Annotated in this window: 19 protein-coding genes and 4 pseudogenes; 8 read left to right on the top strand and 15 right to left on the bottom strand. The window is 66.1% G+C overall.

Annotated elements, in window-relative coordinates; genetic code table 11:
- Positions 1–118 precede the first annotated feature (118 nt).
- From B116_RS0109185 to B116_RS0109175, 3 genes are all read left to right on the top strand, one after another.
- The gene (locus tag B116_RS0109185; RefSeq protein ID WP_027659894.1) at positions 119–1,882 is read left to right on the top strand and encodes an acetyl/propionyl/methylcrotonyl-CoA carboxylase subunit alpha; all 1,764 of its coding nucleotides are present in this window, start codon (positions 119–121) and stop codon (positions 1,880–1,882) included.
- A gap of 299 nt (positions 1,883–2,181) precedes the next feature.
- The gene (locus B116_RS0109180) at positions 2,182–3,792 is read left to right on the top strand and encodes an MFS transporter (RefSeq protein ID WP_027659893.1); all 1,611 of its coding nucleotides are present in this window, start codon (positions 2,182–2,184) and stop codon (positions 3,790–3,792) included.
- A 7-nt stretch (positions 3,793–3,799) separates the two neighbouring features.
- The gene (locus B116_RS0109175; RefSeq protein WP_027659892.1) at positions 3,800–5,071 is read left to right on the top strand and encodes an activator-dependent family glycosyltransferase; all 1,272 of its coding nucleotides are present in this window, start codon (positions 3,800–3,802) and stop codon (positions 5,069–5,071) included.
- Between the two features lie 51 nt (positions 5,072–5,122).
- Here B116_RS0109175 and soxR read toward each other — a convergent pair whose 3' ends face one another.
- The 4 genes and pseudogenes from soxR to B116_RS26450 all read right to left on the bottom strand — a co-directional run.
- A complete protein-coding gene (gene soxR, locus B116_RS0109170) occupies positions 5,123–5,569 on the bottom strand; it encodes a redox-sensitive transcriptional activator SoxR (protein WP_018722240.1) in 447 nt (148 codons plus the stop codon).
- 355 nt (positions 5,570–5,924) lie between these two features.
- Positions 5,925–6,083: a hypothetical protein gene (locus tag B116_RS27415; RefSeq protein ID WP_155255737.1), complete on the bottom strand. Its 159-nt coding sequence runs from the start codon at positions 6,081–6,083 to the stop codon at positions 5,925–5,927.
- 5 nt (positions 6,084–6,088) lie between these two features.
- On the bottom strand, positions 6,089–8,284 hold the full coding sequence (locus B116_RS0109160; protein WP_027659891.1) for a carbohydrate binding domain-containing protein: 2,196 nt from the start codon (positions 8,282–8,284) through the stop codon (positions 6,089–6,091).
- Between the two features lie 597 nt (positions 8,285–8,881).
- Positions 8,882–9,218: pseudogene (locus B116_RS26450) on the bottom strand (ISL3 family transposase); the annotation flags it as partial.
- Between the two features lie 520 nt (positions 9,219–9,738).
- Between B116_RS26450 and B116_RS28980 the strand changes: the two are divergent.
- Positions 9,739–10,062, top strand: a complete 324-nt coding sequence (locus B116_RS28980) for a pentapeptide repeat-containing protein (RefSeq protein ID WP_155255736.1) — start codon at positions 9,739–9,741, stop codon at positions 10,060–10,062.
- 214 nt (positions 10,063–10,276) lie between these two features.
- A complete protein-coding gene (locus tag B116_RS27405; protein WP_155255735.1) occupies positions 10,277–10,738 on the top strand; it encodes a hypothetical protein in 462 nt (153 codons plus the stop codon).
- A 230-nt stretch (positions 10,739–10,968) separates the two neighbouring features.
- Here the strand turns inward: B116_RS27405 and B116_RS24875 are convergent.
- The 4 genes and pseudogenes from B116_RS24875 to B116_RS0109125 all read right to left on the bottom strand — a co-directional run.
- A pseudogene (locus tag B116_RS24875) lies at positions 10,969–11,166 on the bottom strand (transposase); the annotation flags it as partial.
- A 4-nt stretch (positions 11,167–11,170) separates the two neighbouring features.
- On the bottom strand, positions 11,171–11,332 hold the full coding sequence (locus B116_RS27400) for a hypothetical protein (protein WP_155255734.1): 162 nt from the start codon (positions 11,330–11,332) through the stop codon (positions 11,171–11,173).
- Positions 11,333–11,453: 121 nt separating this feature from the next.
- Positions 11,454–12,089 carry a GyrI-like domain-containing protein gene (locus tag B116_RS0109130; protein ID WP_027659888.1) on the bottom strand — a complete coding sequence of 212 codons (636 nt, stop codon included), beginning with the start codon at positions 12,087–12,089 and terminating at the stop codon, positions 11,454–11,456.
- On the bottom strand, positions 12,076–12,621 hold the full coding sequence (locus tag B116_RS0109125) for a PadR family transcriptional regulator (protein ID WP_018722237.1): 546 nt from the start codon (positions 12,619–12,621) through the stop codon (positions 12,076–12,078). Before B116_RS0109125 ends, B116_RS0109130 begins: the two co-directional genes overlap by 14 nt.
- 30 nt (positions 12,622–12,651) lie before the next feature.
- Between B116_RS0109125 and B116_RS0109120 the strand changes: the two genes are divergently transcribed.
- The gene (locus B116_RS0109120; RefSeq protein WP_155255733.1) at positions 12,652–12,897 is read left to right on the top strand and encodes a hypothetical protein; all 246 of its coding nucleotides are present in this window, start codon (positions 12,652–12,654) and stop codon (positions 12,895–12,897) included.
- A gap of 75 nt (positions 12,898–12,972) precedes the next feature.
- On the opposite strand, the pseudogene B116_RS28975 reads toward B116_RS0109120, so the two are convergent.
- A pseudogene (locus tag B116_RS28975) lies at positions 12,973–13,077 on the bottom strand (IS5/IS1182 family transposase); the annotation flags it as partial.
- Positions 13,078–13,315: 238 nt separating this feature from the next.
- Here B116_RS28975 and B116_RS0109110 point away from each other — a divergent pair.
- Positions 13,316–14,515 carry an RtcB family protein gene (locus B116_RS0109110; RefSeq protein ID WP_027659886.1) on the top strand — a complete coding sequence of 400 codons (1,200 nt, stop codon included), beginning with the start codon at positions 13,316–13,318 and terminating at the stop codon, positions 14,513–14,515.
- Positions 14,516–14,684: 169 nt separating this feature from the next.
- Here B116_RS0109110 and B116_RS0109105 read toward each other — a convergent pair whose 3' ends face one another.
- The 6 genes from B116_RS0109105 to B116_RS0109080 form a co-directional block, all read right to left on the bottom strand.
- A complete protein-coding gene (locus tag B116_RS0109105; protein WP_018722233.1) occupies positions 14,685–15,071 on the bottom strand; it encodes a GntR family transcriptional regulator in 387 nt (128 codons plus the stop codon).
- Positions 15,068–15,934 (bottom strand): hypothetical protein, encoded by an 867-nt coding sequence (locus B116_RS0109100; protein ID WP_223874541.1) that lies wholly within the window; start codon positions 15,932–15,934, stop codon positions 15,068–15,070. The genes B116_RS0109105 and B116_RS0109100 overlap by 4 nt, the downstream gene beginning before the upstream one ends.
- A 458-nt stretch (positions 15,935–16,392) precedes the next feature.
- Positions 16,393–17,190 carry a phosphotransferase family protein gene (locus B116_RS0109095; RefSeq protein WP_027659884.1) on the bottom strand — a complete coding sequence of 266 codons (798 nt, stop codon included), beginning with the start codon at positions 17,188–17,190 and terminating at the stop codon, positions 16,393–16,395.
- On the bottom strand, positions 17,187–17,642 hold the full coding sequence (locus B116_RS0109090) for a hypothetical protein (RefSeq protein ID WP_027659883.1): 456 nt from the start codon (positions 17,640–17,642) through the stop codon (positions 17,187–17,189). Before B116_RS0109090 ends, B116_RS0109095 begins: the two co-directional genes overlap by 4 nt.
- Positions 17,643–17,859: 217 nt before the next feature.
- Complete coding sequence (locus tag B116_RS0109085; protein WP_027659882.1) at positions 17,860–18,048, bottom strand: DUF397 domain-containing protein; 189 nt, start codon at positions 18,046–18,048, stop codon at positions 17,860–17,862.
- Positions 18,045–18,857 carry a helix-turn-helix domain-containing protein gene (locus B116_RS0109080; protein WP_188116015.1) on the bottom strand — a complete coding sequence of 271 codons (813 nt, stop codon included), beginning with the start codon at positions 18,855–18,857 and terminating at the stop codon, positions 18,045–18,047. Before B116_RS0109080 ends, B116_RS0109085 begins: the two co-directional genes overlap by 4 nt.
- Positions 18,858–19,505: 648 nt before the next feature.
- On the opposite strand from B116_RS0109080, the pseudogene B116_RS26430 reads away from it, so the two are divergent.
- Positions 19,506–19,711 (top strand): annotated as a pseudogene (locus B116_RS26430) (flavin reductase); the annotation flags it as partial.

Here is a 19,711-nt window from a genome sequence, read left to right as displayed (position 1 = left end):
TTCGCTCGGATTCCATGCGAATTGGAGCTCCGTTGCAGGGCCAATGAACGTCACCGTTCAGAGCCACCGGGCCGATTTCGCCCGCCAACTGCCCACCGATCGGAAGGACCGCAGTGATATGCGCAAGGTGTTGATCGCAAACCGGGGGGAGATCGCGGTCCGGATCATCCGCGCCTGCCGGGACGCGCAGCTCACGTCCGTGGCAATCTACGCGGAGCCGGACCGGGACGCCCTGCACGTCCGGATGGCAGACGAGGCGTACGCGTTGGGCGGCGATACTCCAGCCACCAGCTACCTCGACGCCGCGAAGGTGATCGGCGCGGCACGCGCCGCCGAGGCTGACGCGGTCCACCCAGGCTATGGCTTTCTGTCGGAGAACGCCGACTTCGTCGAGATGGTGCTTGCCGCCGGTTTGGTCTGGATCGGTCCGTCGCCGGAGGCCATCCGCGCTCTCGGCGACAAGGTGACGGCGCGGCGGATCGCCCGGCTGGCCGAAGCGCCGCTGGTCGCGGGTACCACAGAACCTGTCGGCGGGGCCGCCGAGATCGTCGCCTTCGCTGAGGAGCACGGACTGCCCGTCGCGATCAAGGCGGTTCACGGTGGCGGTGGTCGGGGCCTGAAGGTCGCCCGCAGTTTCGACCAAATCCCACGGCTGTACGAGTCGGCGGTCCGTGAGGCGACGGCAGCCTTCGGTCGCGGTGAGTGCTTCATTGAGCGATATCTCGAGCGTCCCCGACACGTCGAGACGCAGTGTCTCGCGGACCAGCACGGCCACGTCGTGGTGCTCTCCACACGGGACTGCTCGCTACAACGACGTAACCAAAAGCTTGTCGAGGAGGCACCTGCCCCGTTCCTCACCCCCGAGCAGGACAGGGAGCTGCGCCGAGCGTCCAAGGCGATCCTGCGCGAGGCCGGGTACGTGGGGGCCGGGACCTGCGAATTCCTCATCGACTCGACCGGCGCCATCTCGTTTTTGGAGGTGAACACGCGTCTGCAGGTGGAACATCCGGTCACCGAGGAGGCCACGGGGATCGACCTGGTACAGGAGATGTTCCGCATTGCCCAGGGCGAGCATCTCGGGTACGACGATCCACCTCCGCGCGGGCACTCCATGGAGTTCCGGATCAACAGCGAGGATCCTGGGCGGGACTTCCTCCCGACGCCGGGTACCGTCACCCGTTTCGCGCCCCCGTCCGGGCCCGGAGTACGGCTCGACGCCGGGGTTGTCGAGGGGTCGGTCATCGGCCCAGAGTGGGACTCATTGCTTGCGAAGCTGATTGTGACCGGTGCCGACCGGGCCCAGGCCCTACGGCGGGCCAGCCGGGCGTTGACGGAGTTTGCGGTGGAAGGTCTCGCGACCGTGCTGCCCTTCCATCGTCAGGTGGTGGTGGACCCGGCCTTCGCGCCGGAGTTGGCTGGCTCGACCGCGCCATTCACCGTGCATACCCAGTGGATCCAGTCGGAGTTCCGTAACACCGCTGCACCATTCGAGGGAGATCCCGGCGAGCAAGGAGAGCAAGAGGGCCGGCGCACAGTGGTGATCCAGGTCGGGCAGAAGCGGCTGGAGGTCACCGTACCGGACTCGCTGGTCCTGGCGAGATCGGAACGAACCGCTGCCGCGGCCCCGCGGCCCCAGCGCGCGTCCCGGAGCGCGCCCCGGGGCGATTCGGAGGAGACCTTGCGCTCTCTCATGCAGGGCACCGTCGTGCACGTGGAGGTTGCCGACGGGACGAGTGTTAGGGAGGGCGACCTGGTGGTGATGATCGAGGCGATGAAGATGGAGCAGGCCATCGTCGCCCACCGAGCCGGCCAGGTGGTCGGCCTGAGCGTTGAGACCGGTGGCCCAGTCGCGGCGGGGGAGGCGATCTGCCGAATCGTGTGAGTCGCTGTTCAGCGCTACCCGAACGTCAGCTTCCGCCATGGTCGGGCGAAACGGCCTCCTGCACGGTTGCCGGGAAGGTCAGTCACGTATCTGTGGTGGTGCGGCTGGCAGGGCTTGAGTGGCTTGGCGGCAGTGCCGTGTGGTGTTGCGCGGTTTGACCTCCTGAGCCGTCCATGGCCGTCCCAGCCTCGGCGGGTCACTACTTGACTTGAATATGACTTCAACTTTTAGGCTTGGTAGTGGTCGGCGATGTCGTACATCGACCATAAATCCCTTCATTTTCAATAGGAAGGTGTGTCATGGCGGCTCAGGAGTCACAGCGGGCGGGGCGGCGAGAGTGGTGGGGTCTCGCCGCCCTGGCCCTGCCGACGCTGTTGGTGGCGATGGACCTCACGGTGCTGCACCTGGCGGTGCCGGCACTCAGCGAAGCGCTCAAACCGAGCAGTTCGGAACTGCTCTGGATCACTGACATCTACGGCTTCCTCATCGCCGGCTTCCTGATCACGATGGGGTCGCTCGGCGACCGGATCGGCCGACGTCGGCTGTTGTTGATCGGCGCATTCGGGTTCGGTGTCGCGTCGTTGCTGGCGTCCTTCTCCACCACGCCGGAGATGCTTATCCTCACCCGGGCGCTGCTCGGCGTCGCCGGGGCCACACTGATGCCCTCGACGCTGGCGTTGATCCGTAGCATGTTCCAGAACCCGGCGCAGCGTGGGATGGCGATCGGTGTCTGGATGACCAGCTTTGTCACCGGGACCGCGATCGGACCGCTGGTCGGTGGGGCTCTCCTTGAGTCCTACTGGTGGGGGTCGGTGTTTCTGCTCGGCGTGCCAGTGATGGTGCTATTACTGATCATTGGTCCGATGCTCCTCCCGGAGGTGGCGGATCCCGTCGCCGGCCGCCCGGACCTGCTCAGCGCCCTTGTCTCGCTGGTCACCATTCTGGCCGTGGTGTTCGGGTTCAAGCAGTTCGCCGAGGGGGCCAGCGGTCTACTGCCGTGGGCGTGCATCGCCCTGGGTGCCGGTCTCGGCTGGCTCTTCGTCCGCCGGCAGAGGACTTTGCCGGACCCCCTGCTCGACCTGGCGTTGTTCACCCGCCGAACGTTCGGAGTGGCCGTCGCCATGCAGACCCTGGCGGTCTTCGCGATGGCGGGCGTGCAGTTCTTCGCCGGCCAGTACCTCCAGCTCGTCCTCGACATGTCCCCGCTACGAGCCGGACTCTGGTCCCTGCCGTGGACGCTCATGGGCGTCACCGGGGCGATGCTGGCGCCGCTTGCCGTCCGCCGCCTGTCGCGCTCGGCGGTGATGGCGGGCGGCCTGGCGCTCGGCGCCGTGGGCTTCGGTACTCTGGCCGGAATCGGCTCGGCCACAGGGCTCACCTTGCTGCTGGTCAGCATGGTCATCGCCTCTCTCGGCATCTCCGGCGCGATGACCCTAAGCACGGACCTGGCCGTCGGGGCGGCTCCCGAGGAACGCGCCGGGTCGGCGTCGGCCATCTCCGAGACTGGAAGCGAGCTCGGCCTCGCCCTGGGCATCGCAGTACTGGGCAGCATCGGCGGTGTCGTCTATCGCCAGGAACTGTCCGGGTCCGCGCCCGTGACGACCCCGCCCGAGTCGATGGAGGTCGCCACGGGCACGCTGGGCGGCGCGGTCAGTGTGGCGGCCGAGCTGCCCGGCGAGCTCCGAGACGGTCTGCTCGCCGCTGCCCGTGAGGCGTTCACCACAGGGATGGCGGTGACATCGGCGATCAGTAGCGCGGTGTTGGTCACTCTGGCGATCGCCGTCGGCATCCTGCTGCGCCGGGAGCATCGAGACAGCGACGACCGAGTATCCCCGCCTGCCGGTGCCGACCACGAGTCGGTACCACCCCGTGACAACGTTTCCGCCCGAGACGACACTGTAGGAGCTTGAGTACGTCATGCGTGTACTGATCGGCATTCTCCCCGCTGCGGCGCACTTCTACCCGGTTGTGCCGCTGGCCTGGGCCCTTTCGGCAGCGGGCCACGAGGTCTGTGTCACAACGCATCCGGACATGAACGAGACGATCACCGCGTCCGGACTATCCGCCGCCCCCGTCGGGGGAGTTTTCGATCTCACGGCGGCGGTGGGAGCCACTTTCCACAACCCGGTGCTGACCCGGATCGCGGACGCCTTGGACATCGACCCCGGCGACACGAACCTCGACACGGCGGTCCGTCACTACATGCTCGCGCCATTCGCCGCCTACCACGAGGCCGGTGCCAGTACGGCCGCGAGTTCTGCCGTCGACGACCTAGTCAGCATCGCCAGGCGATGGGAGCCCGATCTGGTCCTCTGGGACCCGTTGTTCTTCCCTGGGGCGATCGCCGCGGCGGCATGTGGCGCTGCCCATGCGCGGCTGCTCTGGGGCCTAGACCACATGGGGTGGACCCGGCTGCGATTCCGCGAGCGGCTGCAGGCGGCTGATTCCGGGATCTCCGAAGATCTGATGGCCGAGGTGCTCGAACCCACACTCAAGCGGTACGGCCTGACGTTTAGCGAGGAGTTGCTGCTTGGCCAATGGACCATCGATCCGATGCCGGCGCGAATGAGACTGCCCCTCGACGTACGGACCGTGCCGATGCGCTGGGTCCCTTACAACAGCGCTGCGGTCATTCCGCCATGGACGTATGCCGCCGGTGACCGGCCCCGTGTCTGCCTGACCCTCGGTGTGAGCGGGCGCAAGTTCTTTACCAGAGACGGCGCGATCTCCCTGTCCGACCTGTTCGAGATCGTCGCCGGTATGGACATCGAAGTGGTCGCGACCCTCGATCAGAAGCAGCTGACGTCGATCACCGTGCCGGACAACGTCCGTACGGTCGACTTCATCCCGCTCAACCTTCTGCTGCCGACGTGTGCCGGCATAGTGCACCACGGTGGAGCCGGCACGTTCGCCACCGCCGTCGCGCACCAAGTGCCTCAGCTCGTCATCCCGACTCAGGGCGGCGACTTTCCTGACATCGCCCGGTACGTAGCAGCGCAAGGTGCCGGGCTCACCATCGAAGGTGCCGGCCTCAGCGCCGAGACCCTGGGCGATCACCTGGAACGCCTGCTCACCGACTCTTCCCTGCGTACCGGGACGGCGGCACTGCACCGTGACATGCTGGCCACCCCTAGCCCGAGCGACATCGTACCGCTGCTGGAGAAGCTGATGGCGGAACATCGCCAGTGACCGCCTACGTGGGTCGGTGCATCCCGGAGCTGGGTGTCACCGAGGTCGGCATCACCGTAGCCGGCGTGCGCCCGGGCCCTCGCTGCTGAGAACGTCAGCGGGATTCGCCAGCGCACAACGCTCCAGGGATAGGCAGCCGCAGCCGATGCAGTCCATCAGTTCGTCGCGGAGATGCGCCAACAGCTTCATCCGGGAGTCCAGGTCCGCCCGCCAGCAGTCGCTGACCCGACGCCAGTCCTCCTCGGTGGGGGTGCGTCCATTGGGCAGCAGGCCCAGTACGTGCGCAATCGTGGACAGTGGGATGCCAACCCGCTGGGAGGCTTTGATGAACGCGATACGACGCAGAGCGTCGCGGCTGTAACGGCGCTGGTTGCCGGATGTGCGGCGGCTCTGGATGAGGCCCTGGCGTTCGTAGAACCGCAGCGCCGAGGCCGGGACGCCGCTGCGTTTGGCCAATTCGCCGACCGTCAGCCCCCGCGTGGTGGTCGTGTCGCTCATTGTTACCATACTACTTGACCTGAACTTAAGTTCAAGTCGAATAGTGTAGGTAGTGGCATTTGTTCGCTAGAGAGTGCAGAGCAGAATGCCCGGCGCTTCTGGTTGAGGTTGCGCCCGCCGAAAGTGGGTTGCGTCCACGTGGTCTACGACTTGCCCATGATGGCCGTGTTGCGTAGATGAGAGACGGTCATCGCGTTGATCCTCCAAGATGAACCAAATCAGAGAAGGAAGAGCGAGCGCGAAGGCCGTATCTGACCGTCGCCGTCCTCGACGGCCCTGATCACCCGGCTCGGTCGGTGGCCGGAACGTGGGCAACGGACCGAGCTGCCACCGAAAGTGAGCCAGGGCCGTTAGATCAATACTCCCGCACGAGCAGGGTGAGGGTGGTCGGTTGGGTGTCCAGCAGCGGTAGAGGGCCCAGTTCACCGGTGGTGTTGTTGCGGCGGATCAGCAGACTGTCCGCCCCACCCTCGATGCAGTGTGCTACGAGCGGCTGTCGAACGGTTGCCGGCATCAGGGTCAGTTGATGGTGAATGCGTACAGATCTCCGTTCGTAACGGTGAAGCGCAATCGTAGGGGGCCAACGTCGGTGGGAAGTGTGGTCTTTTCGCCCCAGCGGACGATCGCTCCGGGGGCGAGAGAGTCGGCGGTGACAGGGGTGGCGGCACCCGTGTCGTAGCCGGGAATGGGGTTGCCGGCCAGATCAAGCACCTCCACGATCAGGGATCCATCGGGGCCACCCGGCTCGAAGTTGACGGCGAGTCGATTGCCGGCAGGCGCGAGTGGCCGGGTGGTGACGGTGCCGACGTCGCTGGCCGCCTGGAAAGAGACAAAGCGGTCAGCTGGCCAGACGACTCTGCCAATGTTGGAGCGCCCGTAAGCTACTCGGCAGTCACCCGCTGCCACGTTCGCTGCTAAGCAACTGTGCTCACCAGAAAATGAGCCGTAGTAGAGCCAGGTCTGCTGTTGTCCGTCGACGGTGACAGTCTGCATCGTCGTGCTAGTGAGGTTAAAGCCCCAGTCCCACGACCCCTCAGGGCCTCGAGCGACAAGTTCGTCGCGGTTCGGCCGACTCCAGTTGACCAAATCTCGGGACGCGGCGAGTTGGATCTTCTGGCGGCCCTTGTCGAATCCAGGGTCCCCCTGCACCGGATTCGGGCTGTGAATGACGTCGAAGACCCACGGCAGGCCTAGGTACTGGTCGCCATGTCGGATGGCCGGCATGCCGTAGATCTCGCTCCAGGGGGTGACGCCGTGGGTGCCCGCATCGGTAATCAGTTCGTTGTCGAAGTGGTCAGCGGCGAAGGCTGGTTGCGGTGTAGTCCAGGTTCTGTAGTCGACACTGGTCGAAACCCATACTGTGCGTGGTCCTGTCGGCACTTGCGGGTACGACACAGGGTAGTATTTGAGCATCGCCACGAACCGTTGGGTGGCTGGATCCCAGGTCACGTTCACAACATCCCAGCCGTTGAGTGGCATGCTGTCGGTCAGGGCGTTCCACGAAATTCCGTCTGCCGACTGCAGAGCGTGGTAGCGGAAGTCGCTGGTGCTTCTTGAGGTGAAGTACTGGGGCTCGGTACCACCTGGGGTCCAGGTCGGGCTGCGCACCACACCACCGTTGCCGTTGGTCGTCACCGTCGTGGTGCGGCCGTCGCGACTCCAGACACGGCCGTCGACACTGGTGGCCAGAGCAGTACCGGAGGACGTCGTGTACCACATCCGGTATCCCGGATCCTCGGGGAGAACGCTACCGCTGATCCTCGGGTTGGCGTCCCAGGTGCCGGCGGCCGTTCCGGTCAGTACGACACCCGCACCGACATGCGCCTGCGCCGGATCACCGTCCTTGGTTCCGGGGTGCATGACGCGGCTGAGGCCGGAGTACGTCTCGATCCGTTGGTCACCGACCGCCAACACCACAGCATCCCGGGCGAGGGCTGGGTCGTAGGGGCGATCCAGACTAGATTGCAACGTGACATCGTCCCACATGGTGGTACCTCTGGACGATTGTCTGCTGTAGAGACGAACGGTCAGAGTCGTGGTCCTTGCTGGCGCAGTACCCGTGACACCAAGTTGCTGCCACCCCGAAACACCGTCGACGTCGTCGGTTACCGCGGCCAGGCGGACTCCGGCGGCGTCGCGGAACTCCAGGTACAGGGTGCCGGTAGTGCCGCTGATCCGTCTCGCCCACACCGAGGCGGTAGCCGTCTCACCTGGGGACACCGGAACAGCTCGGCTGAGCGCCGACACCTCGGCACTTGACGACACATCAACGATCTGTAGTGCCCTAACGCCAGTGTGTGCCGCAGTAGCGGTGTTGACGACGGTCGCCGATCCACCCGGTGCATCCACCGACCACTCGGTGGGCTTCGGATTTTCGCGGGGCTCTTCGAACCCCGCATTGGGCACCCGACGCTGCCCTGGCGCCCGGGACACCAGTTCGACATCGTCCCACACCGTGGTGGCCGCATCGGCGAAGCTACTGTAGGCCAGAACGGTGGCGGTAATGGCATCATTCGGAGTGACACCCTGGATGGTCACCTGCTGCCACCCCGACATGCCGCCAGCCGGCGCTGAAAAGGCCGAGGTGCGCGTGCCGTCCGCGCGCCAGAACTCCAGGTACAGCCAGCCTCCAGAGCCAGAGATTCGATTCAGCCAGGCAGATGCGGTCAGTCTTTCGCCGGGTAGAACTGCCACCGGCGCACTGCGCAGACTCACCCCAGAATCGGATGAGGTATCCACAAGGCGCGCGGCATATTGGCCGCTGCGGACCGGGGAGTCGACGATCGTCACCGCCCCGGAGGTTACGTCGCCGGACCACAACTCGGGCTTATCCGCATCGGATTCGAAGCCCGCGTTCGCCAGTAGACGCACGGTATTCGCCCCCAATACTGCAGCGGTGCTCGACACTGGAGCGACCACGCCCGCAGCCCCAATCACGGCAGTCGACAGCAAGAGCGCGGCGGGAATACGACGGGCGCTGCGAGGGGACACCAACATGGTCGCATGGTAGTGCAGCTGATTACACCCCGGAGAGGGGAGGGCGCGGCGAACCCCGCGACGTGCATCGAACGGAGTCCAGCTACTACACCATCACCGCTCCCGCAGGCAGCAACAGCTACATCGTGCCGAAGACGACGGGCACCCAGTGGGAATGGGAACCCGACACCGAACCCCGATTTGTGACTGGCGGTCGGCCAGCGGTGGATCTTGTCGCTACCGCTCGAACTACTTGGTGAGTCACCAGCCGACGCGCAGCGTGAGGCGTTGGCGGCCTACTGCGGCAAAGTGGCTCGCTACGAAGCCCGTCGAGCGTCGGGCTGTGCGGCGCTGGTATCGCTCCAGCACCCCGGAAGACCTGTTCCCGGAAGGTGCGGCGGCAGCCTGTGCGGGTACACCAGACGCCGCACCCGCACCCGGACCACCAACCGCCACGCGTCGCCCGTCGCCCGTCGCCCGGAACGTCCGCGACCGTCCGCCAGTGATAGCCGTGCACCCGTCCCGACGAGGCCCCGCACCTCGGGCAGACCGCAGCGTCCCACGGCGTGCGGGCCCGCACCACGACCCGCTCACCCTCGTCGGCCACGTCCTCGACGACCAGCGGAGACAACCCCGAGATCACCGCCTGTACAAGCCTGTTGACATCCGCCACACAGGAATAGCAACAGCCGCCACCCTCCGTCACCACCGAAAGTGAGACAGGGCCGTTATTTGTACAGTCCCGCGCCTGGCCGCTGCGGACCTCGCCAGTACGGCCCGGCCGGGAACGCGACACCAGCCGCCTGCGTGCTCACCCCGGCCTCGTCCACCCTCGCCGATATCCGCGAGAACGTGCGGACCCTGGCCGACCTTGGCTATGAATGCGATGCCGACACCACCGCCGTTGCGTGCAAACACCCAAGAACGGTCAGCTCACCGACCTGCAGCAGGCATCCAACCGAGCCCACAACCGGCTCCGCGCGGTGGCGAACGCGGCAACAGCCTGTTCAAGACGAGGGCACTGCACAGAGTCGTGGACCGTTACTCGGGAAGGTTCACTGCGCGTGGGCGGATGGCTTGGAAAGGGCTCGTTTTACCTGCCACGTAATGGACACCCGCTGCATGGCGTGAGAATCTCCGAGTGCCAAGGGTAACGCCATTGGCTTCCGAGACGGGAGGAATTGTAGCCATAAGTGATCTTCCCAAGACTATCGAGCACTACATCGGACCTGACTTACGTGTACCTGAACAATGCGAGCCTGAACCGCGCGAACTTGTCTGACGTGAGCCTGACTGGCATGGACCCGTCCGAGGCGGACCTGTGCCGCGTGAGTTTGGCGTTGCCGGTAGCGAGCCTGTCCACCCATGGCGTTGTTCACGCGGCGTGGCCCGGCCCTTCATCGAGGCGTGGAGCGCCGACTCCAAACCGTTCGTGTAGACCAAGGCGGCTGACGACATCCTCGAAACGGTCGCTGCATACTGCCAACGAATTAACGACTCGGCACACTAGTCCCTGAACGCGTTTACGGAGGTCGCGGCCACGCATCGACCCGCACAGACTCTGTTTGTCTATCCATCATGGTAGCCATTGAAATGTCCAGAGCACTCGGCTAATCATCGCAGTAAATAACGACAGCAGCGCATTCCGCTGCCATGGGATCGAAAGGGAGCAGCATGACTCGACCGGAATGGGTCCGGCGACTGCCGCGACGACCGCAGACAGGTGGACGGATGGCGAAGGCCCTGCGCCGCCTCGGGGCGGCCGCCGCCATCAGCCTCGGGATCATCTCGGCGGTGACCGTCGCGACGCCAGCCAGTGCGGCGACAACGACGATCTGCAAGAGTTCCCCCGTGCCCGCCGGGTACGTCATCATCGGTCAGGGTTCGGCTGCCTCCTGTCCGGGCAGCTTCCCCAACACCTGGACGATCACTACCCCGTCCACCACGGGACCCACCGTGATGTGCAAGATCTCCCCCGTGCCCGCCGGGTACGTCATCATCGGCCAGGGTTCGGCTGCCTCCTGTCCGGGCAGCTTCCCCAACACCTGGACGATCACTACCCCGTCCACCACGGGACCCACCGTGATGTGCAAGATCTCCCCCGTGCCCGCCGGGTACGTCATCATCGGCGAGGGCTCGGCTGCCTCCTGTCCGGGCAGCTTCCCCAACACCTGGACCATCCGACTGCCCTGATACCCGGCACGAATGGTCCCGCTGAAACCTCGGCGGGACCATTCGACACATCCCAGACTCCCGCGCCAACCCCGTGGGTCTGTCAAGTAACGGCCCTGTCTCACATTCGGTGGTGACGGAGGGTGCTGTTATCCGAGGAGGATGCGGTGGCGGAGCAGGGTGAAGCCTGCTCGTGCGTGCGTTTGGCAGGCGATTCGTTGTCAACGCCGCCTCAAACGGGCTCTTCGAAGTTAAGCGGGGTTGAGGTGTCCGCGGTGGCGGCGGGTGGTCGCGGTACGGGTGCGTAGCCGCTGGTTTTCGGGGTTGCGGAACCTGTAGGCGTTGCGGGCTACCGGTTTGATGACGCGGTTGGTGCCTTCGGCGCCGGCGTTGGTGATGTCGGTGCGCAGCAACGCGAGGATTTCGGGCCGCCAGGTCTTGATGGTGGTGGGTCTACTGCTTCACCCGTAGCGCCCGCTGCCTGCACCGCGGACAGCATCGTGCCTGTTCACAACCGGTGGACAGGTCCACCACTGGGACGTCTGAGGCGTCCACCTCGACCCGCTCGGCGACCAGGCCGTCCAGGCCCAGCAGCCGGGTCGTATCGTTGACCATGCTCGCAGCTCTTCACTTGTGACTATCCGATCTAGATACCCAGATGACTATTGATGAGCTGCGAGCCTTCACTCTCGGGTCGACCTCAGTCGCGAATCCCGCTCAACTTCGAAGAGCCCGTTTACGCCGGGATGTCGGTGACCGGCTGCCTGAGGATGGTGCGTAGCTTGTCTGGTGCGACCTTGCGGAAGTCATTGAAGTAGATCTCGTGGTGTTTTCCGGTCATGCGTAGCCCGTGGCTAGGGATGAACTCGTGATGCATGTGTTCAAGTACGTCGCCCTCGTTGTCGAAGGAGCCGACGTGCAGCGTCTGCACACATTTCCCTTCGGACAGTGTCTGGAGGCGGACGTGGTCGAGCCGAGCCGGTCGGTGTTTGGCTCTGACTTGCTCGATGGCCGCCTCGAACATGAGCTGGTCGATCCACCCCGGGACCATGATCATCAGTGTCCAATCCCACTGTGTCCTGTCCCGTGCGGTGGTGAAGGAGTTCATGTCCTTGGCCCACCACAGGCCCTCCAGCGGCGGGACGACGTAGTCGCGCCCAAGGTCTCGCTTGCTGGTGAATTTCAGTCCGTATGCCACTGGGTAGAGCATCGCGATCGCCTCGGCGAAGGCAGTTGAGGTGCCTGGATCACCGTGGCCGTCGGTCATGAGGTACTGCATGTCCGGCACGTCGACAATACGAAGTCGACCTGGTTGTGCGCGATACGCGTCAAGGGTCTTCTTGAAGTCGATTTTCTCTTCAGACTTGTTCATCATCGGGTTCCTGGACTCGGCTGGCGAGCCACTGCCTTTCTGCCTCCAAGAGGCTGAGGGAATAGGAGAACAGTTCGCGTGTAGCGAGTGGTGGGAAGCCTTGCGTGTCCCGTTCCTGGATCGCCTGAGCGTCCTGGACCGCAGCGATCTGGGCTTCGACCTGCGTCAGTCGAGTGCGTAGCGCCTGTGCGTACTGCTGCGCCGAGAGTAGGGACAGGTTGGCGACACCGACCAGCAGGGGATGGGGGACCGGCTGTGCGTCGGCGACCAGGGTCAGCGCGCCACGTGCGGCGGCCCGGCGACCTTCGTCGGTGGCGTGGAAGACGCGGCGTGACTTCCCGGTTGGAGCCTTCGGAGCGTGTAGGAAACCGCGTCGCTCGAGCTTGGTGAGTAGGTAGTAGATCGAGGAGAAGCCGATCTCTGTCCACCGTCGTATGCCGCGCTGTTCGATCACCTGCTCTAGGTCGTAGCCGTGTTGCGGCCGTTCGATGATCAAGCCTAGGACGGTTAGCTCAGCCGGAGTCAGCTCCATGACGAATATTCTAGTACTAGAATAGCTGCCATGGAGAGGGGCGGTCGCGTGCTGCTCTCCGTGCAGCTCCAGGCGCGATACGTCCGTGATCTCCAACTGCTCAACCAGATGCGCGGCCACCTGCCGCGGGTCCGGCTGGACGACGAGGTAGGTTCCGCAACCCCGAAACCCAGCGGCTACGCACCCGTACCGCGACCACCCGCCGCCACCGCGGACACCTCAACCCCGCTTAACTTCGAAGAGCCCTCAAACGGGGCTCTGGCACACATTTTGTGAGTCGTGCTCATTGAGCCGCTTTCATCCTGCGTAGCGGTTCGCTTCGACGTGGTGCAGGACGAGGATGGCTTGGACGATCGCGGTGTCCAGGTCGTCGGCCGCCACGCTGAGCAGGGCTATCGCCTCCTGGACGTAGCGCCAGGCGGTGGCAACGCCGGTCTCGAAGCCAGCCGCGAGTCGGACTTGCTGCCGGTGCATTGTCGCCACCACCTGATCTCGGTGGTCAGTGCGGTGACACCCGGCCTCGTCGGATCGGCAGTCGGTTGCCAGTACGGGTTGAGCCCCAATATTCCGGTGATCTCGACGGTTGTCTTCGCAATACTGGGCTCGACGAGGTCGAAACCGTTGTGCCGAGCGCGAGGGCGCACTCCGGTGTTCGGTAGACCTGTGAATCGCAAACCGTCAGGAAGTGCAGATCATGACGTACGCCGTGCTGCCCTCCACCCGGGCTCCGGTCCGGGTGTGGACCGACCCGTACAGCATTGAACCGCAGGCCGCTGCGCAGCTCCGCAACATCGGCACCCTGCCCTGGGTGCAGGGCGTAGCCGTGATGCCCGACGTGCATTTCGGTAAGGGCGCCACCGTCGGATCGGTTATCGCGATGCGGCAGGCCGTCTCGCCGGCCGCGGTCGGCGTCGATATCGGCTGTGGCATGTCGGCGGTTCGGACCTCGCTGACCGCGGCCGACCTGCCGGACGACCTCGCGGGGCTGCGGCGCGCGATCGAGGACGCGATTCCGGTCGGTTTCGCCCAGCGCAAGGAGGCGGTGAACCCGCGTCGGATCTGGGGGTTGGCGCAGGCAGGATGGGACGACTTCTGGCGGAGATTCAGCGGCCTGCACGCCGGAGTCGCCCGGCTGGAAGGCCGAGCGATGAACCAGATGGGGACGCTCGGCGGCGGGAACCACTTCATCGAGGTCTGCCTTGAGCAGGGTGGTGTCGACGCGGGTCGGGTGTGGTTGATGTTGCACTCCGGCTCCCGGAACATCGGCAAGGAGCTGGCGGAGCGGCACATGGCCATCGCCCGGCGGTTGTCGCACAATGCCGCCCTGCCCGATCGTGACCTGGCGGTCTTCCTCGCCGGGACGGCGGAGATGGACGCGTACCGCCGGGACCTGTGGTGGGCGCAGGAGTACGCGCGGCGCAACCGGGCGGTCATGCTCGCGCTGCTCTGCACCGTGGTCCGGGACCGGTTCCCGCAGGTGAGTTACGACGAGCCGATCAGCTGCCACCACAACTACGTCGCCGAGGAGACCTACGACGGCGTGGAGGTGTTGGTCACCCGCAAGGGCGCCATCCGGGCCGGGGCGGGGGAGCTGGGCATCATCCCCGGATCGATGGGGACCGGCTCCTACATCGTGCGGGGTAAGGGCAACGAGGCCGCGTACTGCTCCGCGTCGCACGGTGCGGGCCGGCGGATGTCCCGGGGGCAGGCCAAGCGGAGCTTCACCACCGATGACCTGGCGGCGCAGACCGCCGGGGTGGAGTGCCGCAAGGACGCCGGTGTCGTGGACGAGATTCCCGGCGCGTACAAGGACATTGAGGCCGTGCTGGCGCAGCAGACCGACCTGGTCGAGGTGGTAGCGCACCTCAAGCAGGTGGTCTGCGTAAAGGGGTAGGCCGCTTGAGACTGGCAGGGTCGCGTAATCTAAATGTCTTGTATTCGTGTTCATGGCTCGTCCAGCAATCACGGTGAATCACGCTGAGCGTGGTGCTGGCGGCGAGATCTGCATCCACGATGATCGCCTGATGACGCGGGTATTCCGGTGCGGCGGGGCCTGATTTGTGTCACGCGTCGGCGGGCCAAGCGCGGCGTACAGCGTCGAGGGCGGTTTCCCGGTCGGCGCCGAGCAGCTGTGCCTGTCGCAGGTAGGCGGCCGCGTGCCGGTCGAGCGCTTGGCGGTGTCCGTCAGCGGGTGGCGCGGGCGCCTGGTCCGCGACGCGGGTGCCGCCGCCGCGTCGGGACCGGACCAGCCCGGCGGCCTCCAACTCGCGGTAGGTGCGGGCCACGGTGCCGACGGCCAGGCCGAGGTCGCCGGCGAGCTGCCGCAGCGGTGGCAGGCGGTCGCCGGGTTTGAGTGCTCCGGTGTGCATCAGGTCGGACAGTTGCCGGCGCAGCTGCTCGTATGGGGGCGTGGGGTCCTGCGTGTCGACCCGTAGGGTCGGGGTGCTCACGCCGACACCGGGGCGGGCCGGTCGGCGCGGGGGCCGGGGCTAAGGACGGCGACGGAGCTCCAGGCCAGCAGGACGATCCAGGCCGGGACGAGCAGGAACAGCCCCCAGGCCGCGGCGGTCCACCACAGGGGCCGGCACGGGCTGGACAGCAGTCCGGCTGCGGTGAACAGGCTGATCCCGATGAGCGGGATGGTGACCAGCACGCCGCAGGCGCCGGTGACGGCGGTGGCGGAGTGGCGCCGCTCGGCGTCGTCACGCACCATGTCACCGGCGGGGGCCTGCGGGCGCGGACGCCCGACGAGCCGGTGCATCGCCAGCGCGGCGATCAGCACGCCGAGGCCGACCAGCGGGGCGAGTGGGAGGCTGTAGAAGGAGCCGGCCCATGGGCCGTGGGTGCCGATGAAGTCGCCGCAGTCGTAGGCCAGGGCGCGGCCGGCGCGGCCGAGGCCGTCGGGGGATCCAGCGGCGGTGGTAGCGGCCAGTAGGACGGCTAGCGCGGTGCCGGCGGCGGCCACCGCCCGGAACGGTCGGCGTGGCAGGTAGTGGCGGACCTGCCGGGTCTCCAGAGCGGCCTGGCGGGTGCTGCAGGCGGGGCGCGCGACGACCCGGCTTTCTCCCGCCACCACTCCGGCCAGCACGCAGAGCCCGAACAGGGGTGCGGCCAGCAGGACGCCTCGTCCCAGCGGGTCGTAGCCGGCGGTGACGGCGGCGACCGCCGCTCCGACGGCCAGGCCGGCCCACCGCCAGCGCCGGGTGGTGCGTCGGATGTGCTCGGTTGCGGGCTCGTCCGCCGCGGACGGGCCGGCCAGCGCGACGCCGAGCAACGGCACCAGCAGGAGCCCCACAATCCAAGCACCAACCACGATGACACCTCCTTGTATCAAGTGATTGATACAAGCGAGAATGCCGGGACACCTTGGTTGTGTCAAGTGGTTGATACAACCAAGGTCAGCCAGACAGGCTCAGCTGCTTCGCTTCGGCGGCGCCCGGGCCAAAACAGGCCGGTGAGTCTGGCAGGGTGCGCGGTAGTCCAACCTTCTTGTATTCACCGGCCGCTCGCCAGTCACGGCGCGTTGCGGGTTGGGCTGTAGCGGTTCCAGGCGCCGCCGGCGGCGGCGTGGTGCCGTTGGGTGCTGTGGTGGGACGCTGTCCGCACCAGCTGTTACCACCGGCAGGATCTCAAGCGCGTCTGGCACTACCTCGTCCGCTTCGGCGGACCCGCTACGCGTCCCGCGTCCCTGGCTGATTGTCTCCCCAGAGGAAGCCCGCCGACAGGGACAGACGGGAGCCGTGCCGTCGAAGCCGGAGGGTCGCCCGCCCGTTACCGCCTGGTCTGGTGGTAGCGGCGCTCCAGGAGAGCGATGAGGGTGGCTCGTTCGCCCGCGATGCCTTCCGCGAGGCGAGCCGCGGCCTGTACCGCCAGCCAGGGCCCTGACTGCGGTAGTGGCTGCACCGAGCCAGCCCGGTAGGCGCGGGCGTAGCGGCGGGTGAACACCGACCGGCTGCTCGTGATCAACCTAGAAGACACCCGTGGTATCTCCGGTGGCGGAGCGGAGTAGCGCAGGAGCAGCATCGTCCGGGCATGGTCTGCTGCTGGGACACCACGCGTCGCGTTGGGCCAGTCAATGACCGCGGCTCGACCACCGGTGAGCATCAGGTTGCCGGGGTGGTAGTCCCCGTGGCAGAGGCGGTCCCCCTCGGGCAGGTCTTCGAGGAGCCGCAGCGTGTGGTCCCGTAGCCGCGTCGGCATGGTGGCGTCGGTGATGTGGCCGGCCAGGACCGAGCGGAGTTCGGGCAGGTCGGCGGGGGCCGACACCTGGTGTACGGCGAGCTGGGTGGCGGCCAGCGTGCGGGCCACGCCGAGCATCCGCCACGGCTGTCGCTGTAACAGGGTGAGCATGTCTGCCCCGTCTAGGCGTTCCAGCACCAGGCCGACGCGTCCATCCCACTCCACCGTGTCGGTCAGTTTCGGGGCGACGCCGTGCCCGGCCAGCGTGGCCAGCGCTCTCGCCTCGGCGCGGTGTCCGTGCAGTCCGGGCCGGTACAGCTTGACGATCGCATCGTCGCACCACACGTGTACGTCCGCCTCCCGCCCGGCGCCGATCTTGGTTCCGATCATTGTTGTGCCTTTCGGCGGGGTACGCGGCTGACCTCGATCAGGGTCCTGGTGGAGTGCGCGACAAACGTACCGTGGGTGCGGATGTGGGCGTCGAGCCGTTCGAGTCGGGCGCGGTGCCGCTCAACGGCGAAGTTGAGTACCCACCAGGCGCACTTGCGCAGGGTGTAGACGACCGCGCCGATCTCGAAGAACTCCATCCGGCAGCGGGTGGTGCGCAGCTCCACGATCTCCAACCCGGAGCGCCGAGCGGCGGCGACCTCCCGGTGTGGGTCACGAGCAAAACGCTCGTGGGGCAGGGGGCCGCGAAAGTACTCGATGAGTTCAAACGCGAGCAGACGTGAGTACCGCCATGGCGGTCGCTGCTCGGTGGCGCGGCCGTTGAGCCAGTCGAAGCTCCACCCGGACACGTCCGCCGCTGCTGCCTCGTCAACCAGTTCCTGGAAGGCACGCACCCCCGAATTCTGACCGTGCCGTCAACCGGCTTGACCTTTCGGGGGGCCGACCGAGGCCGATGACCGTGCTCACGAACAGGTGTTCGCGGCCTGCTCACCAGCCGAGTACGGCCGGGCTCGAAGCCGATATCGGCTATCTGGAGGGTGATACCTGACGTCGAGGACCGGGCATGCTTAAGCCCCCCAGCGCGCCAGCACTGGGGGGCTTAAGTGCTTGTCAGCGCCGGGCTTGCGTAACGAACGCCTGCCACGCCTCCGGACCGAACACCAGCGCCGGCCCGGTTGGGTCCTTGCTGTCACGGACGCCGACGACGCCGGGAAGGTTGTCGGCGACCTCCACACAGTCCCCGTTACCGCCACCGGAACTTCGGGTGGATTTGCGCCACACGGCGCCGTCGAGGTTCATACCTGGTCCCTCCGTAGTTCACGGGCCACCGACGCGGCGACTTTCTGTGACTCTACCGGGCTCAAGGCTGAAGCTCGGAGGTGATCAAAAGCCAAGGTGTATCGCCCCACATCGCGGGCGGCGTCGACCGGGGTGTCCCCGGTCAACGCCTCACGGAACGCGATCGTGGGGTACTCCGCAAATTCCATGATCGTGAAAGCGCCGCTCAGTCCGGAATGCCATCCGATGTTTGATGGCAGCACCTGCACAGTAACTCCTGATGGTGGTTCGGTCACTCGCTCAAGCTGCCCTGCAAGCACCTCCGAGGACCCGACTTGACGGTGTAGTAGCGATTCGTCAAGGACGACCCACAAGCTCAGCCCGTCGTTCTCGATCCGCTGCTGACGTTGCATTCGAGCCGCCACCAGCCGATCCACCTCCTCGGGCTCCGTTCGTACGGGGTCCGCCGCAAACAGCGCCCGAGCGTACGACTCGGTTTGGAGCAGCCCGGGGAAGACTCCCAAGGACCAAACTTTCAAGGACGTGGCGTCGTTCTCGAATCCAATGTATGACCCGAGGGAACCGGTGATGACGTCCCGGTACGACTCCCACCAACCCCGCTCTCGTCCGGCGCGGGCAAGCTGCCAGTGCCGATCTTGTTCGTCCGGGTCGGTGACGCCGTACAGGTTGAGCATCAGCATCAGATCCCCTTTGGATACAGGGGATACGGCATTTTCGATCCGACTGACCTTCGGCTGGCTGCTGGCAAGGTGCTCCGCAACCTGAGCCGTGCTTAGCTCGGCCGCCTCTCGAAGCGCCCGGAGCATCATTCCGAGCCGTCGACCAGCCATGTTGCCTGGTTGGTACCGCCGTGAGTTGGCCATGCATCGCATCGTACTCACGCAGACGCGAATCCAGATACCCCGAAGGTCGACCCGATTTGAATCACGTGTATTGCATGGCCCTGTGTGCATGATGCACGATGGACTCGACGTAGCGCCCCATGTGCAACCCGTATAGGTCGCCACATCCCCAGCCGTGCAGGAGGAGACATGCGCCCCAGTCGTTGGTTCCGCCGCCAGAGGAAGAACTCACCGTCCCCCGCGATCGCACGGCAGCAGAGGAACGGTGTCCTGTGCCCTGTGATGGTGCAGCGAGCTAGGTCGATCAATCTGCCGGCGTGGATGACTCAACCCACCGTCGCCAACCCCCAGGTAGGCCGCGTTGGTTGGCTCACTCCGGCCCAGCAGTGGCGAGCCAACGGAGGTCGCTGGTGACCGCGCACCGGCCGCCTGCCCGAGGCGCCGACAGGCGAGACTGAGGGGGGTATCGATGGTCGGCATTGCTACTGCCGTAGTCGTTGGGCTCGCCGTTGGCGTGATTCTGGGCCTGGTGACCAAAAGCCGCTCGGGCAGTTGGTGCCCCCGGTGTGGTGACCTCAAACGCTGCCTACGTGACCACGCGGGCGGGAACCGACCATGATCCGCGCACACGACCCCATGCGCCCGCTGTGGCGGTGCCGGGCCTGCGGCGCCGACTGGCCCTGCCAACCCGCGCGGCTCGCGTTGCTGGCCGAGTATCGCGGCAGGAGGTCAGCACTACTGGCCCACCAGGACAAGCTCCTGGCCGAGGCATCAGATCAGCTATCCCGACTCAACGGCACCAGACCCGACCTCAGGGAAAG

It is taken from the genome of Salinispora fenicalii (assembly GCF_000514815.1).
In the GTDB taxonomy this organism is placed as follows: Bacteria; Actinomycetota; Actinomycetes; order Mycobacteriales; family Micromonosporaceae; genus Micromonospora; species Micromonospora fenicalii.
This window is presented reverse-complemented; position numbering and strand designations above follow the sequence as displayed.

Coding starts and splice junctions, on each gene's coding strand:
- B116_RS0109185 (WP_027659894.1), top strand. CDS start 119: ATGCGCAAGGTGTTGATCGCAAACCGGGGGGAGATCGCGGTCCGGATC.
- B116_RS27415 (WP_155255737.1), bottom strand. CDS start 6,083: ATGCCGGCAACCGTTCGACAGCCGCTCGTAGCACACTGCATCGAGGGT.
- B116_RS0109125 (WP_018722237.1), bottom strand. CDS start 12,621: ATGGAGCTGACTCCGGCTGAGCTAACCGTCCTAGGCTTGATCATCGAA.
- B116_RS0109110 (WP_027659886.1), top strand. CDS start 13,316: ATGACGTACGCCGTGCTGCCCTCCACCCGGGCTCCGGTCCGGGTGTGG.
- B116_RS0109130 (WP_027659888.1), bottom strand. CDS start 12,089: ATGAACAAGTCTGAAGAGAAAATCGACTTCAAGAAGACCCTTGACGCG.
- B116_RS27405 (WP_155255735.1), top strand. CDS start 10,277: ATGGCGAAGGCCCTGCGCCGCCTCGGGGCGGCCGCCGCCATCAGCCTC.
- B116_RS0109120 (WP_155255733.1), top strand. CDS start 12,652: ATGGAGAGGGGCGGTCGCGTGCTGCTCTCCGTGCAGCTCCAGGCGCGA.
- B116_RS0109080 (WP_188116015.1), bottom strand. CDS start 18,857: ATGATGCTCCGGGCGCTTCGAGAGGCGGCCGAGCTAAGCACGGCTCAG.
- B116_RS0109085 (WP_027659882.1), bottom strand. CDS start 18,048: ATGAACCTCGACGGCGCCGTGTGGCGCAAATCCACCCGAAGTTCCGGT.
- B116_RS0109175 (WP_027659892.1), top strand. CDS start 3,800: ATGCGTGTACTGATCGGCATTCTCCCCGCTGCGGCGCACTTCTACCCG.
- B116_RS27400 (WP_155255734.1), bottom strand. CDS start 11,332: ATGGTCAACGATACGACCCGGCTGCTGGGCCTGGACGGCCTGGTCGCC.
- B116_RS0109095 (WP_027659884.1), bottom strand. CDS start 17,190: ATGATCGGAACCAAGATCGGCGCCGGGCGGGAGGCGGACGTACACGTG.
- soxR (WP_018722240.1), bottom strand. CDS start 5,569: ATGAGCGACACGACCACCACGCGGGGGCTGACGGTCGGCGAATTGGCC.
- B116_RS0109180 (WP_027659893.1), top strand. CDS start 2,182: ATGGCGGCTCAGGAGTCACAGCGGGCGGGGCGGCGAGAGTGGTGGGGT.